We start from the raw sequence: 15,654 nt of genomic DNA on the forward strand, positions 1-15,654 counted from the left end.
CCTCTAATTCTTGATCTCAGGTCTTGCCGGCACTCTTCTTGGCCGGAGTATTTGCCGGATTCTTGGTGGCAGCTGCCTTGGTCGGCGACGTCTTTGCGGTCGACGGCACGGCGGCGCGCGCCTTGCTGGTGGATTCGGATTTGGATTTGGCCGAGGCTTTCTTCGCAGCCGGCTTCTTCGGCTTCGGTGCGGCGTCCTCGCCGTCCGCAGCCTTCTCTGACGCTTTCTTGGCCTTGGTCGGCTTCGCCGCCTTCTTGGCCTTGCCGCCACTCTTGGCGGCGCGCTCGTCGATCAGCGCGATCGCCTGCGGCAGCGTGATGGTGTCCTTCTCGAACTCGGCCGGGATGGTCGCGTTGACGCCGCCCGCGGTGACATAGGCGCCGTAACGGCCGCTCTTCACGGTGACCGTGCCGAGCGTCGGATGATCGCCGAGCGCCTTGCCGGGATCGGCGCCGAAGCGGCGGCTCGGGCCCTTGGCAACCTTCTCCGCGATCAGCGTCACGGCACGATTGAGGCCGATGTCGAACACCTCATCGCCGGCCTCGAGGCTGGCATAGGTCTTCTCGTGCTTCACGAACGGTCCGAAGCGGCCGAGGCCCGCGGTGATGGGCTGGCCGGTCTCCGGATGCTTGCCGATCTCGCGCGGCAGCGACAGCAGCTTCAGCGCGAGCTCGAGATCGACGTCGCTGGGCGAGGTGCCCTTCGGAATGCCGGCGCGCTTGGGCTTCTCGCCTTCTTCATAATCCTTCTGCTCGCCGAGCTGGATGTAGGGGCCGAAGCGGCCGGCCTTGACCCAGACATCGCGACCCGTGTCGGGATCCTGGCCGAGCGAACGGTCAGCAGTCGCCTCGCCATCGGCGGCGAGCTGACGGGTGTAGCGGCATTCCGGATAGTTCGAGCAGCCGACGAAGGCGCCGAACTTGCCGGCCTTGAGGTTCAGCCGGCCGGTGCCGCAGTTCGGGCACTGCCTGATATCGCCACCATCGGCGCGCGGCGGATAGATGTGCTGGCCCAGCATGTCGTCGAGCACGTCGAGCACCTGGGCGACGCGCAGCTCCTTGATGTCGTCGACGGCGCCGATGAAGCCGGTCCAAAAGTCCTTCAGAACCTGTTGCCAGGAGATCTCGTTGTTGGAGATGCGGTCGAGTTGCTCTTCGAGGCTCGCCGTAAAGTCGTACTCGACATAGCGGGCAAAGAAGCTTTCGAGGAAGGCGACCACGACGCGGCCCTTGTCCTCGCCGTGCAGACGCTTCTTCTCCAGCTTGACGTAGCCGCGGTCCTTCAGGACCTGCAGGATCGAGGCATAGGTCGAGGGCCGGCCGATGCCGAGCTCCTCCATACGCTTGACTAGTGAAGCTTCCGAGAAGCGCGGCGGCGGCTCGGTGAAATGCTGGGTGACGGACAGGCTCTGCCGCTTCAGGGCGTCGTTCGGGCTCATCGCGGGCAGGCGGCGCGAATCCTCGTCCTCCTCGTCGTCGCGGCCTTCCTGGTAGAGCGCGAGGAAGCCGTCGAACTTGACGACCTGGCCGGTGGCGCGCAGCTCCAGGGTGCGGGAGCCGGCCTTCGCCGTGATGTCGACGGTGGTGCGCTCGAGCTCGGCGGATTCCATCTGGCTCGCGATGGTGCGCTTCCAGATTAGCTCATACAGCTTGGCCTGATCGGCATCGAGCTTGCGGCTCATGCTGTCGGGGCGGCGGGAGAGGTCGGTCGGGCGGATCGCTTCGTGCGCTTCCTGGGCGTTCTTGGCCTTGGCCTGGTACTGGCGCGGGCTATCCGGCACGTAGGCGTTGCCGTAGTCCTCGCCGATCACCTTGCGCGCCTGGGTGATCGCCTCCGGGGCGATCTGCACGCCGTCGGTACGCATATAAGTAATGAGTCCGGTGGTCTCGCCACCGATGTCGATGCCCTCATAAAGACGCTGGGCGATGCGCATCGTGTGCGCCGGCGCAAAGCCGTATTTGCGGCTGGCTTCCTGCTGCAGCGTCGAGGTGGTGAAGGGCGCCTGCGGATTGCGACGGGCCGGCTTGGCGTCGACCGCGGTGACCGCGTAAGTCGCCAGTTCCAGCGCCTTCTTGAAGTCTTCGGCTTCCGCGCCGGTGCCGATGTCGAGGCGCTGGATCTTCTTGCCGTCGGCGCCGACGAGGCGCGCCTCGAAGGCATCGCCCCGCGGGGTGAGCAGGGTCGCGATCAACGACCAATATTCGCGCGGCACGAACTTCTCGATCTCGAGCTCGCGGTCGCAGACGAGGCGCAGCGCCACCGACTGCACGCGGCCGGCCGAGCGGGCGCCCGGCAGCTTGCGCCACAGCACGGGGGAGAGAGTGAAGCCGACCAGATAGTCGAGCGCGCGGCGCGCCATGTAGGCGTCGACCAGGGCGCCGTCGATCTCGCGTGGATGCTTCATCGCCTCCGAGACGGCCTGCTTGGTGATGGCGTTGAACACCACGCGCTCGATCTTCTGATCCTTCAGCGCGCGCTTCTCCTTCATCACCTCCAGCACGTGCCAGGAGATGGCTTCGCCCTCGCGATCGGGGTCGGTGGCGAGAATCAGGCGGTCGGCGCCCTTCAGCGACTTCGCGATATCGTTGAGCCGGCCGGCCGCCTTGGGGTCGACCTCCCAGATCATCTTGAAATTGGCGTCGGGATCGACGGAACCGTTCTTCGCCGGGAGATCGCGGACATGGCCGAACGAGGCCAGAACCTCATAGGACGAGCCCAGATATTTGTTGATCGTCTTGGCTTTCGCCGGCGACTCCACAATGACGATATTCATTTAGTTCCAGTGGCTTACGGGAAAATCTTGGGCCGAAAACGAAAGGACTCGGGTCGGCCGTTTCGACCCGAACATGGGTGGTGAGCGGCCCCCTGTCAAATCGTGGGGTGTTGAAAGGCGCCGCAATGGGAAAAGTTTCATATCGAAAAAGTTGCAGAATACCACCTTGGAGTTGCGGTTGATGTGGGCGTAATGTCCTGTCGGGGCATGGATTCGGGTGGGGTACTGGTGACCAAGCCAGGAAAAAAACGGGCGCGCGCCGGGTCCGGCGCGCCGGGGGGCACGCGTCACGAGGAACCGGGGGAGGGCGGTGCGGACGAGGCCGTGGCCTTCATCGCCGAGCAAACGGGGGCCCTACGTAAGCTGGCCGAGCGCCACAAGCTGGACGTGCTGCATTACCTCCTAGGCATGACCAAGCTCGAGGCCGACGAGCATCTGCGGCTACGGACCAAGCGCAAGCTGTCGTGACAGGCTGGACGAATTGAACTGCCGCGCTCGACCCGCGACCAACCAAGCGTGAATAGCGCGTCCAATCTCTCGACCCTGGCTGACAAGCTCCGCAACGACATTCGTAGCCTCGTCATCATGGCGGCCTTGATCGGAGGGTTGATCCTCTGGTTTGCGGCTACCGGCTCGACCGACCGGGTGATCTATCGCGGCGTCGATCAAGCCTGGGCCGAGCCCGGCCGTGTCTATCTCATGACAGAGCCTTCCGGTCATTACATGATCGAGCGGAACGCAGATTTCGCCGCCATGAAGGTCGGCTGTGTTTATGACCTGAGCTACGACGTCCAGTTCGGGCGGCATCAACGCGCAAACCGCCTGAAAACCGTCCGCAAAGCCAGCCTGGTCGGATGCTAGCGAAGCTCAGCTTCGCCAGACTAGTTCGCTTCGGCCGACCTTCGTCGCCGCGCCGGCCGCGGCTTTAGGGTGGTGTCGGCGGGGCTGAGCAGGCGGCCGTCATCGGCGCGCATTTCCAGCTTCTTCACCGGACGGCCTTTCGCGCGATCGACCAGGATGGTCGCGATCTCCTCCGGGTGGTCGTCGAACTCCTCGCTCCATTGCCGCAGCGCGACCAGGATCGGGAAGGTGCCCGCTGCCCTTCGTCGTCAGCACATATTCCTGATAGGCGCTGCCGTCGGAGGCGGGGGCGGTTTCCAGAATGCCGTGGTCGACCAGCGATCGCAGCCGCGCCGCCAGGATGTTCTTGGCCATGCCGAGCTTGTTCTGAAACTCGCCGAAGCGGCGGACGCCGAACAGCGCCTCGCGGATGATCAAGAGCGACCACCAGTCGCCGAGCGCCTCAAGCGACCGCGCGATCGGGCAGGCATCACCGGCAAAGCTCGTTCGTTTCACCATCGTCGTCCATCCGGTCGCGTTCAGTCGATCACGCGCTTGTGTGGTTGCATCATAAAACCATATGGCCTAAATCGCAATATGGTTTCATCATGCAACTACTGGAGGCGAGCGTGAGACTGAAGGACAAGACGGCGCTGATCACCGGCGGCAATAGCGGCATCGGGCTGGCGACGGCAAAACTGTTCGTGGCCGAGGGCGCCAAGGTGGTGATCACCGGGCGTAACAAGGAGACGCTGGCCGCGGCCGCGAAAGAGCTCGGGCCGAACGCGCTCGCGCTGCCAGCCGACGCGACGGACATCGCGGCGACGGAAGCTGCGATCAAGCAGGGCGCGGAGAAATTCGGCAAGTTCGACATCGTGTTCGCCAATGCCGGCATCGCCGGCGGCACTCCGCTGGGATCGGCGACACCAGAGGTGTTCGAGAAGGTGATCAGCACCAATCTGACCGGCGTGTTCTTCACCGTTCAATCCGCGTTGCCTTTTCTTAAGGACAGCGCCTCGATCATCCTCAACGGCTCGGTGATCTCGGTGCTCGGCATTCCCGGCTACTCGGCCTACGGCGCGGCGAAGGCCGGCGTGCGGGCGATGGCGCGGATCATGGCCTCAGAACTGTCGCCGCGCGGCATTCGCGTCAACGTGGTCGCGCCGGGCGCGATCCGCACCCCGATCTGGGGACCCGCGACCGCGACGCCGGAAGCCGAAAAGGTGTTCGAGAAGCGGATCGCGCTGTCGACGCCGCTCGGCCGCATCGGCGAGACCGATCACGTGGCGAAGACGGTGCTGTTCCTCGCCTCCGATGATTCCGCGCATGTGCAGGGCCAGGAAATCTTCGTCGACGGCGGCGCGGTGGCCTCGCCGAGCGGCGCGCCGATCTATCGCGGCTGATCACATCAAGCGAACCTGCTCGGGCGCAACATTCGCGTTGCGCCCGACGCGTTAGCCGCGGCTAGGCCGCGCGCAGGCTTGTTGCCGACTGGAGCGCACCGGCGATCGCCTTCTCGCGGTGCTCCGGCCCGAGTTGGATGCCGTCAGCCGGGATGAATTCGACGCTGGTGATACCGATGAAGCCGAACACCCAGCGCAGATAGGTTTCGAGATGCTCGCCGGCTGCGTAGGGCGTCTCTGCGCCGTAGTGGCCGCCGCGCGAAATGGCCACGATCACGCGCTTGCCGCCGGCGAGTCCCTCCGGCCCGGCCGCGCCGTACTTGAAAGTCTTCCCCGCCACGAGAATGCGGTCGATCCAGGCCTTGAGTTGGCTCGGAATGGTAAAATTGTACATGGGCGCGCCGATCACGACGATGTCGGCGGCCAGGAACTCCTCCAGCGCCGCCGCGCTTGCGGCAAGGTCGGGCCCGAGTTCCGCCGGCGCGGCGGCGCCTTGCGCGGCGGCGAGGTGCGAGCCGGAGAGGTGGGCGAGCGGCGTCTCGGTCAGGTCGCGGTAGACGACTTGAAGCGAGGGCGTCGCCTGCCGGAGCCGGTCGACGATGGCGGCGGAAACCTGCCGGCTAACGGAGTGGGGGCCGAGCACGCTGGAGTCGACATGGAGGAGTTTCATGTGGGGTCACCCTGGTATAAGTTTGTAACCAGCGCTACATGTGTGACTATCGAAATCCCCGCAAGAACGCACTTTTTTGAGCCATGGGCACATCATTGAAACCTGCGCACACCGATTTGCCTGCTCCGCCGCGGCCAAATCCGAGGCCGGATACCAGGCCCATGCCGGATCCCAACCATGCGGACTGCCGCGGGGTCGCCTCCGTGCTGTCCCGCGTCGGCGACAAGTGGAGCGTGTTCGTCATCATGATGCTGAGCGACGGGCCAAAGCGCTTCAACGAGCTCAAGCGCATGATCAACGGCATCTCGCAGCGGATGTTGACCCTGACGTTGCGTGGCCTCGAGCGCGACGGCCTCGTCACGCGCACGATCTTTCCGACCATCCCGCCGCGGGTGGATTATGAGCTGACCGATCTCGGCCGCGGCCTCCAGCAGCCGGTGCAAGCGCTCGGAGAATGGGCGATCGCGCATCTGGAGCAGATCGAGGCGGCACGAACGCGGTTCGACCAGCGCAAGGAAGGTTAGCGTACGGCCTCCATTTCGTCATTCCGGGGCCCGAGCGGAGCGAGGGAGCCCGGAATCCATTTGGCCGCAGATCAAGTGGATGAAATGGATTCCGGGCTCGCGACTTCGTCGCGCCCCGGAATGACAACTGGGGACGACGCTAAACCAGCGACACCAATCCGCCGCCGTGGCGTTCCAGCTTGCCGGCGAGCTCGAGCTCCAGCAGCACGGTGCGTACGATCGCGGGCGAGGCGCCGGACATCCGGACGAGGTCGTCGATCGTAACAGGGGCTGGGCCGAGCAGGGCGGTGATCTGGTCGCGATCATGGCTTTGCGGATCGCTTTCGAACGGTTCGCTGTCGGGCTCGCCCGCGGGATGCATCAGCGGCCGCTCCATGATCGGCTGAACCGCGTTGATGATGTCGGCAGCTTCGGTGACGAGCGTTGCGCCCTGCTTGATCAGGTCGTTGGTGCCGGCGGCGCGCGGATCGAGCGGCGAGCCCGGAACGGCGAACACCTCGCGGCCCTGTTCGGCCGCCATGCGTGCCGTGATCAGCGAGCCCGAGCGGTGCGCCGCCTCGACCACGACGACGCCGAGCGAAGCGCCCGAGATCAGGCGGTTGCGACGGGGGAAGTCGCGAGCGCGCGGCTCGTGGCCGAGCGGCATCTCGGAGATCGCAGCGCCGGCGTGATCCAGAATCGCGGCGAGCAGGTCGCCATGCTCGGGCGGATAGATGCAGTCATGGCCGCCGGCGAGTACGGCGATCGTGCCGCTCTTGACGCTGGTGCGATGCGCGGCCTGGTCGACACCGCGGGCGAGCCCGGAGATGACGACGAAGCCGGCTTCGCCGAGCTCGCGCGCGAGCTGGCCGGCGAATTTAAGTCCGGCGCCGGAGGCGTTGCGCGAGCCGACGATCGCGATCATCGGCCGCATCAGGGATTTGGTGTCGCCGCGCACCGCGAGCAGCGGCGGCGCATCGTCGATCATCACCAGCCGCGCCGGATAGCCGTCCTCGCCGGGCGCGCGCCAGGCGATGCCGAACTTGCGGCTCGCGGCGAGCTCGGCCTTTGCTTCATCCGGGCTGCAGATGCGCCCCGATCGCGCCGCGCCGCCGCGCCGGGCAAGGTCAGGCAGCCGCTCCAGCGCGGCGCGTGGGCTGCCGAAATGATCGACCAGCGAGCGGAAGGTGCGCGGCCCGACATTGTCGGAACGGATCAGCCGCAGGCGGTCGATCCGCTCGGCCTCGGTCAGCTCCACGCTTCTGTTGATGGCGTCCACGGCGGCTCCTTGCAGGGACAGCATGGAACAACCTGAGGGCGTTGCGCAACAGGGACGTACGCTTGCACGACCTCGCTGCGATGCTAAAAGCGATCGCAATAAGAAGGATGTTGCCATGATCTCACTTGCCGACCTCCAGCGCCGCATCGAAGCGGGGGAGCTTTCGCCCGACGCCGCCATCGCTCAGTCGCATGCGGCGATCGAAGCCAAGGAGAAGGACGTTCAGGCTTTCGTCCGGCACGACAAATCCGCGAAGGCGCAAGCCTCGGGCCCGCTGCGCGGCATTGCCGTCGGCATCAAGGACATCATCGACACCGCCAACATGCCGACCGAGATGGGCTCGGAGATCTATCGCGGCTGGCAGCCGCGCGCTGATGCGCCGGTGGTGATGATGCTGAAGCGGGCGGGCGCCACCGTCATCGGCAAGACCACGACCACAGCATTCGCTTCGCGCGATCCGACGCCGACGCGCAATCCGCACAATACGGCGCATTCGCCCGGCGGCTCGTCCTCGGGCTCGGCGGCGGCCGTCGGCGCCGGCATGATCCCGCTGGGGCTGGGTACTCAGACCGGCGGCTCGGTGATCCGGCCGGCGGCCTATTGCGGAACGGCGGCGATCAAGCCGTCGTTCCGGATGCTGCCGACCGTCGGCGTCAAGTGCTATTCGTGGGCGCTCGACACGGTCGGCCTGTTCGGCGCCCGCGCGGAGGATCTTGCGCGCGGTCTCTTGGCGATGACGGGGCGCACGGAATTCTCCGGTATCACCCCGGCGAAGTCGCCGCGCATCGGTGTGGTCAGGCAGGAGTTCGCAGGCGCCGTGGAGCCGGCGGCCGAAGAGGGGCTGCAGGCTGCGATCAAGGCGGCGATGCGCGCCGGTGCCAAGGTGCAGACCATCGATCTGCCCGAGGCGGTGCAGGAGGCCTGGCGCATCCACCCGATCATCCAGGATTATGAAGCGCATCGCGCGCTCGCCTGGGAGTTTTCGGAACGTCACGACGAGATCGCGCCAATGCTGCGCGCCAGTCTCGATGCGACGGTCGGGCTGACGCCGAAAGACTATGACGAGGCGCGCCGCATCAGCCGTCGCGGCCGCCGCGAGCTCAGTGAATTGTTCGAAAGCGTCGACGTGCTGCTGACCTATTCCGCGCCCGGCACTGCGCCGGCCAAGGAGCTCGCGAGCACCGGCGATCCGCGCTACAACCGGCTGTGGACGCTGATGGGCAATCCTTGCGTCAACGTGCCGGTGCTGAAGGTCGGTGGCCTGCCTGTTGGCGTGCAGGTGATCGCACGCTTCGGCAACGATCCTTTGGCGCTCGCGGTGGCCTGGTTCCTGGAGGACGCGTTGGCAAAATCAGGCTAGCACAGGTTCGGAAGGAGCGAGGGCCTGAGCGGGCGCTGAGGGCGCCGCGCCGGCGCCCGCGCCTTGCCCGAGCCATTGCTCGGCGGCTGCGCGGCCGCTCCGGTGCAGCAGGCGAATAAAGCCGCGGCCGAGATCGGTGGATGAGCGCTGCGCCAGACCGTCAACGGAGTCTTCCGCCGCGATCCTCGTGAGCCGCAGCGGAGAGGTCATGTGCGACTGCGCCCATTCGATCGCGGCGATCTCGGCCTTGAGCGCGGCGTTGGCCGCGATCTGGTCGAGCCGGCGGTCGATCGCGGCGAGCGTGATCGGCACGTAGCTGTCGCGCGTTGGCGTGACCTGGACCAGCAGCAGATCCGTTGCCGCCGTGTCCTGCACCAGGCGCAGCAGCGGCGGATTGCCGCCAAAGCCGCCGTCCCAATAGGCCTCGCCGTCGATCTCGACCGCACAATGGACCAGCGGAGGGCAGGTCGAGGCCAGCGCGACGTCGGCGGTGATGGCCTCGTTGCCGAAAATCTGCTGCTGCCCGTCGCGGATCCGCGTCGCCGCGATCAGCAGTTTTGGGCACCGCGCATGGCGCAGGACGGAAAAGTTGATGTCGCGGGAGACCGCCTGCCGCAGCGGATCGAGGTCGAACGGATCGAACTGCCCGGAGCGCAGGGTCGGGCCGAACGCGACCGAGCTTCCCGCCGGCGAAAAGCCGCCGATCAGCATCAGTGAGCGGAACGAGGCCTCGTGCATCAGCCGGACCCAGAACCGGTTCAGCCTGGAACGGGCGCCTTCGCGGCCGCCTTCGGCCAGGCCGCAAGCGAGCAGCAGCGCATTGATGGCGCCGGCGCTGGCGCCGCTGACGGTGTCAATCTCGATGGACGTCTCTTCGAGCAGGCGCTCCAGCACGCCCCAGGTGAAGGCCGCAAAGGTGCCGCCGCCCTGCAGCGCCAGCGAAAGCTTTCGCGGCGGCCATTGGTCGGAACGAGCCCGCGCGGGCGCGGCCGGTGCAGCCTTGGCGACGACGATGTCAAGTGGAGCGTCAGGTTTAACGGTAGGCTCCGGCTGCTGCGCTGGCCGCGAAACGGGGGCAGGCGGGGGCAGCGGCGCGTCGGACCAGATATTGGTCGCCGAGAGCAGCCGGCTTGCTGCAGTGCCGGAAGCACCGAGCGAGCCGATCCCGTCATTCACGCCGACAATCTTCTCGCTCATTCTGAGCAACCGCCTAACGCCGTTTCCCGTGTCAGGATGACAGGCATGGAACCCGTTCGCTACAGCCTGCCGTGACTCGCACGGCAATTGCGAACAGGATTTGGCATATAATGCGGAAGGGGTGCGGCAGTATCCGTACTTTTTCCGACCTCAGATACTTGTTGACGCGTCTTCTTGACGCGAACCGGCATTCACTTCGCCCGAAAGCGCTCTAAAGCGCGATGCGATTAGGAATCGTCATCGCGCTTTAGGTTATTGTTTGAGCATGATCTTTTCGGAAAACCGCTACGCACTTTTCCGGATCATGCTCTAGGCTTTCTCGCCGATCCGGCTTTCCTTGCCCGCTTGCAGGCGCTTGATGTTCTCGCGATGCGCGTAGAACAACAGCAGGGTCAGCACGGCGGCAAGTGCCGACAATGCGAGATGACCGAACCACCACAGGAACATCGGCGTGATGAATGCCGCCACCAGCGCCGAGAGCGAGGAATAGCGGGTGGTGAAGGCGGTCGCCAGCCAGAGCAGGCAGAACACGACGGCGCCCGGCCAGAACAGCCCCAGCAGGATGCCGATATAGACCGCGACGCCCTTGCCGCCTTTGAACTTCAGCCAGACCGGGAAGAGGTGGCCGAGGAAAGCGCCGAGCCCGGCTACCATTGCGGCATAGGGGCCTGCGATGTAGCCGGCGATCACCACCGCCACGGTGCCCTTGAGGGCGTCCAACAGCAGGGTGCCCGCGGCGAGGCTCTTGCGTCCGGTGCGCAGCACATTGGTGGCGCCGATGCTGCCGGAGCCGATCGAGCGGATATCCTGGGTGCCCGCGAGCCTGGTCAGGATCAGCCCAAACGGAATCGAGCCGAGGAGATAGCCGATGACGAAAGCCACCGGCAGAAACGGTTCAAGCGCCATGGCGGCATCTCCAAAGGCCCATTCTCCACGTCGAACGAAGCCGCACGTCAGACATGCTCATATACCGTTCGTCCGCCGACAATGGTGCGCACCACCCGGCCTGTAAAGCGGGCCTCGTCGAACGGGGTGTTCTTGCAGGGCGACTTGAGGTCGGCGGGATCGACCACCCAGGGCACGTCGGGGTCGATCACGATGACATCCGCGGGGCTGCCGGCGCGCAGGGTTCCGCCCGACAGCCCGAGCAGCTCGGCCGGGCGGGTCGACATCGCGCGGATCAGCGTCTTCAGCTCGATCTCGCCATTGTGCACCAGCCGCAGGCCGGCCGGCAGCATGGTCTCGAGCCCGACGGCGCCGGGCGCGGCTTCCGCGAACGGCAGGCGCTTGCCCTCGACGTCCTGCGGATTGTGGTCGGACATGATGACATCGAGCAGACCGGAGCCGATTGCCGCCACCAGGGCGCGGCGGTCGTCCTCGGTGCGCAGCGGCGGCGACAGCTTCAGGAACGAACGGTAAGGACCGATGTCGTTCTCGTTCAGCGCCAGATGATTGATCGAGACCGAGGCGCTGACGGCGAGCCCGGCATCGCGCGCGCGCTGAAGGATGTCGAGGGAATCGATGCAGGTCAGCGACGCCGCGTGATAGCGGCCGCCGGTGAGGGCGACGAGGCGCAGATCGCGCTCCAGCATCACGGCCTCGGCGGCATTCGGGATGCCCATCAGGCCGAGCCGCGAGGCGAACTCGCCCTCGTTCATCACGCCTTCGCCGACGAGATCGGGGTCTTCGGTGTAATGCACGATCAGCGCGTCGAAATCGCGCGCATAGGTCAGCGCGCGGCGCATCACCTGCGCATTGGTCACGCTTCTGGCGCCATCGCTGAAGGCGACGGCGCCAGCGGCCTTGAGCAAGCCGAACTCGGTCATCTCCTGGCCGTGCATGCCCTTGGTGAGGGCGGCCATCGGCTGGATGTTGACGATCGCGGTGTCGCGGGCGCGGCGCATCACGAAATCGACCGTCGCCGAATTGTCGATCACCGGCGAGGTGTCGGGCTGGCAGATGATGGTGGTGATGCCGCCGGTCGCAGCCGCCTGGCTCGCCGTGGCAAAGGTCTCGCGGTGGCTGAAGCCGGGTTCGCCGACGAAGGCGCGCATGTCGATCAGGCCGGGTGCGACGATCTTGCCGGAGCAATTGACAATGTCGGTGCCCTCGGGGACGCCGGCCGCGCCAATGCCGCGGCGGGTCTCGCGAATGCTGCCGTCGGCGATCAGGACGTCGCCGAGTCCGTCGAAATCCCTGGAGGGATCGACGACGCGGGCATTGGCCAGCAGGATGGGGCGGCGATCGGTCAACATCGGCATCACGCGTTCGGCAGGTTACGGGCGAGCGCTTCCAGCACCGCCATGCGCACGGCGACGCCCATCTCCACCTGCTCGCGGATCAGGGATTGCGCACCGTCGGCGACCGCCGTGTCGATTTCGACGCCGCGGTTCATGGGGCCGGGATGCATCACGAGCGCGTCCGGCTTGGCGTAAGCGAGCTTCTTCTGGTCGAGCCCGAAATAGTGGAAGTATTCGTTCGACGAGGGCACGAAGGAGCCGTTCATGCGCTCGCGCTGCAGCCGCAGCATCATGACGATGTCGGCGCCGTTGAGACCCTCGCGCATGTCGCGCGCGACCTCGACGCCCATCCGCTCGATGCCCGGCGGCAGCAGCGTGGAGGGCCCGACGACGCGGACGCGGGCGCCCATGGTGTTGAGCAGGATGATGTTGGAGCGGGCGACGCGCGAATGCAGCACGTCGCCGCAGATCGCGACCACCAGCCCCTCGATCCGGCCCTTGTTGCGGCGGATGGTGAGCGCATCGAGCAGCGCCTGGGTCGGATGCTCGTGCGCGCCGTCGCCGGCATTGATCACGGAACCGTCGACCTTGCGGGCCAGCAGTTCCACCGCGCCGGAGGCGTGATGGCGCATCACCAGGATGTCCGGGTGCATCGCATTGAGCGTCATCGCGGTGTCGATCAGTGTCTCGCCCTTCTTGATGGACGAGGAGGCCACCGACATGTTCATGACGTCGGCGCCCAGCCGCTTTCCCGCAAGCTCGAACGAGGATTGGGTCCGGGTGGAGGCCTCGAAGAACAGGTTCACCTGCGTCCGTCCGCGCAGGACGGTGCGCTTCTTGTCAACTTGGCGGTTGAGCTCGACATATTCTTCGGACAGGTCGAGGAGGCCGCTGATGTCGGCCGCGGAAAGGCCCTCGATGCCCAGCAAATGCCGGTGGCCGAGGACGAAGGTCGATTTCGATGTCATTAAAAGCAGAGCTATAGGGGCGGACGGCGGGGGGAGCAAGCTTCAAATCCCGCCGCCGGACTTATCCACGGCGCTTTGCGGCGGAGGCGGCGCCGCCAGCCGGTGTTCGGGGCAGCCGCTTTGCGCTAGACTCGCAACATTGGTTGCGTCACGGGCTGGATCATGACGGGCACGCGGTATTTTAATCGACTGGCGCGCAATGTTGCTGCGCTCGCGACCGCGTGCATGGCTGGCCTTGCGACACCGGCTTGGGCCGAAAAACGCGTCGCACTCGTGATCGGCAACGATCTCTATCCGAACCTGCCGGCCGACCGGCAATTGAAGAAGGCCGCCAATGACGCAACGACCGTGGCTGACGCGCTGAGGTCGCTCGGGTTCGACATCGTGCTCGGGACCAATCTTGGCCGCCAGGGCATGATCGACCGGCTTGCGGATTTCACGTCGCGGCTCGAGCCGGGCGATACCGCCGCATTGTTCTATGCCGGACACGGCGTTGCGATCGCGGGGGTGAACTACCTCGTGCCGAGTGACGTTCCCACCGTCAATGAGGGCGCCGAGGCGCGGGTGCGCGGGGCCTCGATCGCCGAGCCCGACGTGATTTCGGAGCTTCAGGCCAAGGCGGTGCGGGTCGCCTTCGTCGTCATCGATGCCTGCCGTGACAATCCGTTTCCGCGCGCCGCGGGACGTTCGATCGGGAACAGGCGGGGGCTTGCTGACGCCCGGCCCGCGCGCGGGATCTTTACGCTCTATTCCGCAGGCATCGGCCAGACCGCGCTCGACCAGCTCGGCAGCAACGATACGGCGCACAACTCGGTGTTCACGCGGATATTCGTCGAGCAGCTCAAGCGGCCCGAGCTGCATCTCGGCGACCTCGCGGTCGAGGTGCGCGAGCGCGTGGCGGCGCTGGCGCTGAAGGCGACGGATGCCGGAGGACAAGCAGCACCGCACGAGCAGACGCCCGCTTATTACGACCAGACGCTCGGCGGGCGCATTTTTCTCTGGAATGCGGAATCGTCGAACGGGGCGCCGAAAGTGGCGGGCATGCTGGCGAAGCCGCCGGCAAGGCTTGCGGTCGCGGAGCGCGCCACCATGCGTCCGCCGCGTCCCTCCGCGGCAGGCGAAAGCTGCGCCCGCAGCGGCTTCGAGACCTATTGCGTCAGCTCGATGCTGAAGCCGCAATTCGGCAATTCGTACGGCGCAGCGAATTTGTTCGACGCCTCTACGGGGACGGCCTGGGTGGAGGGCGCATCCGGCAACGGCATCGGCGAATGGATCACCATCGAGTTCGAAACCGTGCGGCGGGTCAAATCGATCCACGTGCAGAACGGCTACCAGAAAAGCCCCGACATCTTCGCCAAGAACAACAGGGTCCGCCAGATCCGCGTACTGTTCTCGGGCGGCGAGTCGCAGACCTTCATTCTCGACGACAAGCTGTCGGCGCAATTGCTGACATTGCGGCCGCCCGTGTCGGCCCATTGGATGCAGTTCATCATCGACGACGTCTGGGCCGGCAACAAATATACGGACACCGCGATCACGAAGCTTCTGGTCAACTCGGATCCGGTGCAATGACCGCAAGGACCGGAACCGCGGCGCGCGCCGCGCTTGTCGTGCTGCTCGCACTATCGTTTCTCGTTCCCGCGCGGGCGCAGACCTTGCCCGGCGACTTCGTCTATCTGCGCGACATCGATCCCAGCATCATCCAGGACATCCGTTACGCCACGTCGAACAATTTCGTCGGCCGTCCGCTCGCCGGCTACGATGCCGGCGAATGCGTGGTGAAGCGCGAGGTGGGGCTGCGGCTGAAAGCGGTGCAGCAGGAGCTGGCGGCGCAAAATCTCTCGCTCAAGATGTTCGACTGCTACCGGCCGGCGCGGGCCTCGCTCGACATGGTCAAGTGGTCGCAGAACGGCCGCGAGACCGCGTCGGAGCGGCGCTACAATCCGAAGATCCCCAAGACCGAGCTGTTCCGCCTCGGCTACATTGCGAGCCGTTCGCAGCATTCGACCGGTGCGGCACTCGATCTCACGCTGGTCGATCTCAGGGCGGACAATTCCGCCAAATATGATCCAGCCAAGACCTATTCGGATTGCACGGCGCCGGTCGAGGCGCGGGCGCCGGAGGGCAGCGTCGACATGGGCACAGGCTACGACTGCACCGACCCGAAGGGGCACACTGCGGCACCATCGATCACTCCGGAGCAGCGTGCCTGGCGCAAGCGGCTGGTGGCTGCGATGGCCAGGCAAGGCTTTGTGAACTATTCGAAGGAGTGGTGGCATTTTTCCCTGCCGGGGACGGGCGGGGCGGCCTATGATTTCCCGATCCAGCCGCGGACGAGGTAGAGTTCGGTTGAAACGGAAGCACCTGCGAGCAGGGTTACCTCTCCCAAGGGGAGAGGTCGGCGCGAAGCGCCGGGTGAGG

Annotated in this window: 14 protein-coding genes and 1 pseudogene; 7 read left to right on the top strand and 8 right to left on the bottom strand. The window is 65.9% G+C overall.

Going from position 1 to position 15,654, the window contains the following annotated elements:
- Window positions 1-16: 16 nt before the first annotated feature.
- Window positions 17-2,773 carry a type I DNA topoisomerase gene (gene topA, locus ABIA40_RS08950; RefSeq protein WP_271538154.1) on the bottom strand — a complete coding sequence of 919 codons (2,757 nt, stop codon included), beginning with the start codon at window positions 2,771-2,773 and terminating at the stop codon, window positions 17-19.
- A 228-nt stretch (window positions 2,774-3,001) separates the two neighbouring features.
- On the opposite strand from topA, the gene ABIA40_RS08955 reads away from it, so the two are divergent.
- Both ABIA40_RS08955 and ABIA40_RS08960 read left to right on the top strand, forming a co-directional pair.
- On the top strand, window positions 3,002-3,241 hold the full coding sequence (locus tag ABIA40_RS08955) for a hypothetical protein (protein ID WP_036025554.1): 240 nt from the start codon (window positions 3,002-3,004) through the stop codon (window positions 3,239-3,241).
- A gap of 117 nt (window positions 3,242-3,358) precedes the next feature.
- The gene (locus ABIA40_RS08960; RefSeq protein WP_271538151.1) at window positions 3,359-3,634 is read left to right on the top strand and encodes a hypothetical protein; all 276 of its coding nucleotides are present in this window, start codon (window positions 3,359-3,361) and stop codon (window positions 3,632-3,634) included.
- Between the two features lie 20 nt (window positions 3,635-3,654).
- Here ABIA40_RS08960 and ABIA40_RS08965 read toward each other — a convergent pair.
- Window positions 3,655-4,132: pseudogene (locus ABIA40_RS08965) on the bottom strand (winged helix-turn-helix transcriptional regulator).
- Between the two features lie 110 nt (window positions 4,133-4,242).
- On the opposite strand from ABIA40_RS08965, the gene ABIA40_RS08970 reads away from it, so the two are divergent.
- Window positions 4,243-5,016, top strand: coding sequence for an SDR family oxidoreductase (locus ABIA40_RS08970; protein WP_271538148.1), 774 nt, complete (start codon window positions 4,243-4,245; stop codon window positions 5,014-5,016).
- Between the two features lie 61 nt (window positions 5,017-5,077).
- Here ABIA40_RS08970 and ABIA40_RS08975 read toward each other — a convergent pair whose 3' ends face one another.
- The gene (locus ABIA40_RS08975; protein WP_271538146.1) at window positions 5,078-5,686 is read right to left on the bottom strand and encodes an FMN-dependent NADH-azoreductase; all 609 of its coding nucleotides are present in this window, start codon (window positions 5,684-5,686) and stop codon (window positions 5,078-5,080) included.
- Window positions 5,687-5,769: 83 nt separating this feature from the next.
- Here ABIA40_RS08975 and ABIA40_RS08980 point away from each other — a divergent pair, with 83 nt between their 5' ends.
- Window positions 5,770-6,210, top strand: a complete 441-nt coding sequence (locus ABIA40_RS08980; protein WP_271538143.1) for a helix-turn-helix domain-containing protein — start codon at window positions 5,770-5,772, stop codon at window positions 6,208-6,210.
- 139 nt (window positions 6,211-6,349) lie between these two features.
- On the opposite strand, the gene dprA is transcribed toward ABIA40_RS08980, so the two are convergent.
- The gene (gene dprA, locus ABIA40_RS08985) at window positions 6,350-7,492 is read right to left on the bottom strand and encodes a DNA-processing protein DprA (RefSeq protein ID WP_404540664.1); all 1,143 of its coding nucleotides are present in this window, start codon (window positions 7,490-7,492) and stop codon (window positions 6,350-6,352) included.
- 91 nt (window positions 7,493-7,583) lie between these two features.
- Here dprA and ABIA40_RS08990 point away from each other — a divergent pair, with 91 nt between their 5' ends.
- The gene (locus tag ABIA40_RS08990; RefSeq protein ID WP_271538139.1) at window positions 7,584-8,828 is read left to right on the top strand and encodes an amidase; all 1,245 of its coding nucleotides are present in this window, start codon (window positions 7,584-7,586) and stop codon (window positions 8,826-8,828) included.
- Here ABIA40_RS08990 and ABIA40_RS08995 read toward each other — a convergent pair.
- The 4 genes from ABIA40_RS08995 to ABIA40_RS09010 all read right to left on the bottom strand — a co-directional run bounded on the left by ABIA40_RS08995 (window position 8,820) and on the right by ABIA40_RS09010 (window position 13,233).
- Window positions 8,820-10,025 (bottom strand): patatin-like phospholipase family protein, encoded by a 1,206-nt coding sequence (locus ABIA40_RS08995; protein ID WP_404540667.1) that lies wholly within the window; start codon window positions 10,023-10,025, stop codon window positions 8,820-8,822. The genes ABIA40_RS08990 and ABIA40_RS08995 overlap by 9 nt on opposite strands.
- 309 nt (window positions 10,026-10,334) lie before the next feature.
- Entirely contained in the window at window positions 10,335-10,931 is a 597-nt protein-coding gene (gene plsY, locus ABIA40_RS09000; protein WP_404540670.1) for a glycerol-3-phosphate 1-O-acyltransferase PlsY, read from the bottom strand.
- Window positions 10,932-10,978: 47 nt separating this feature from the next.
- Window positions 10,979-12,280: a dihydroorotase gene (locus ABIA40_RS09005; protein WP_404546192.1), complete on the bottom strand. Its 1,302-nt coding sequence runs from the start codon at window positions 12,278-12,280 to the stop codon at window positions 10,979-10,981.
- 5 nt (window positions 12,281-12,285) lie between these two features.
- A complete protein-coding gene (locus tag ABIA40_RS09010) occupies window positions 12,286-13,233 on the bottom strand; it encodes an aspartate carbamoyltransferase catalytic subunit (protein WP_128265307.1) in 948 nt (315 codons plus the stop codon).
- A gap of 225 nt (window positions 13,234-13,458) precedes the next feature.
- On the opposite strand from ABIA40_RS09010, the gene ABIA40_RS09015 reads away from it, so the two are divergent.
- Window positions 13,459-14,805 (top strand): NADase-type glycan-binding domain-containing protein, encoded by a 1,347-nt coding sequence (locus ABIA40_RS09015; RefSeq protein WP_404540673.1) that lies wholly within the window; start codon window positions 13,459-13,461, stop codon window positions 14,803-14,805.
- The gene (locus ABIA40_RS09020; RefSeq protein ID WP_404540676.1) at window positions 14,802-15,575 is read left to right on the top strand and encodes a M15 family metallopeptidase; all 774 of its coding nucleotides are present in this window, start codon (window positions 14,802-14,804) and stop codon (window positions 15,573-15,575) included. Before ABIA40_RS09015 ends, ABIA40_RS09020 begins: the two co-directional genes overlap by 4 nt.
- Window positions 15,576-15,654 lie beyond the last annotated feature (79 nt).

It is taken from the genome of Bradyrhizobium sp. USDA 223, assembly GCF_044909005.1.
GTDB lineage: Bacteria > Pseudomonadota > Alphaproteobacteria > Rhizobiales > Xanthobacteraceae > Bradyrhizobium > Bradyrhizobium yuanmingense.

What these genes read in the sequence shown, in the direction of transcription:
- topA (WP_271538154.1), bottom strand. Translation starts at nt 2,773, where the DNA reads ATGAATATCGTCATTGTGGAGTCGCCGGCGAAAGCCAAGACGATCAAC.
- ABIA40_RS08960 (WP_271538151.1), top strand. Translation starts at nt 3,359, where the DNA reads ATGGCGGCCTTGATCGGAGGGTTGATCCTCTGGTTTGCGGCTACCGGC.
- ABIA40_RS08975 (WP_271538146.1), bottom strand. Translation starts at nt 5,686, where the DNA reads ATGAAACTCCTCCATGTCGACTCCAGCGTGCTCGGCCCCCACTCCGTT.
- ABIA40_RS08980 (WP_271538143.1), top strand. Translation starts at nt 5,770, where the DNA reads ATGGGCACATCATTGAAACCTGCGCACACCGATTTGCCTGCTCCGCCG.
- dprA (WP_404540664.1), bottom strand. Translation starts at nt 7,492, where the DNA reads ATGCTGTCCCTGCAAGGAGCCGCCGTGGACGCCATCAACAGAAGCGTG.
- ABIA40_RS08990 (WP_271538139.1), top strand. Translation starts at nt 7,584, where the DNA reads ATGATCTCACTTGCCGACCTCCAGCGCCGCATCGAAGCGGGGGAGCTT.
- ABIA40_RS08995 (WP_404540667.1), bottom strand. Translation starts at nt 10,025, where the DNA reads ATGAGCGAGAAGATTGTCGGCGTGAATGACGGGATCGGCTCGCTCGGT.
- plsY (WP_404540670.1), bottom strand. Translation starts at nt 10,931, where the DNA reads ATGGCGCTTGAACCGTTTCTGCCGGTGGCTTTCGTCATCGGCTATCTC.
- ABIA40_RS09005 (WP_404546192.1), bottom strand. Translation starts at nt 12,280, where the DNA reads ATGTTGACCGATCGCCGCCCCATCCTGCTGGCCAATGCCCGCGTCGTC.
- ABIA40_RS09010 (WP_128265307.1), bottom strand. Translation starts at nt 13,233, where the DNA reads ATGACATCGAAATCGACCTTCGTCCTCGGCCACCGGCATTTGCTGGGC.
- ABIA40_RS09015 (WP_404540673.1), top strand. Translation starts at nt 13,459, where the DNA reads ATGGCTGGCCTTGCGACACCGGCTTGGGCCGAAAAACGCGTCGCACTC.
- ABIA40_RS09020 (WP_404540676.1), top strand. Translation starts at nt 14,802, where the DNA reads ATGACCGCAAGGACCGGAACCGCGGCGCGCGCCGCGCTTGTCGTGCTG.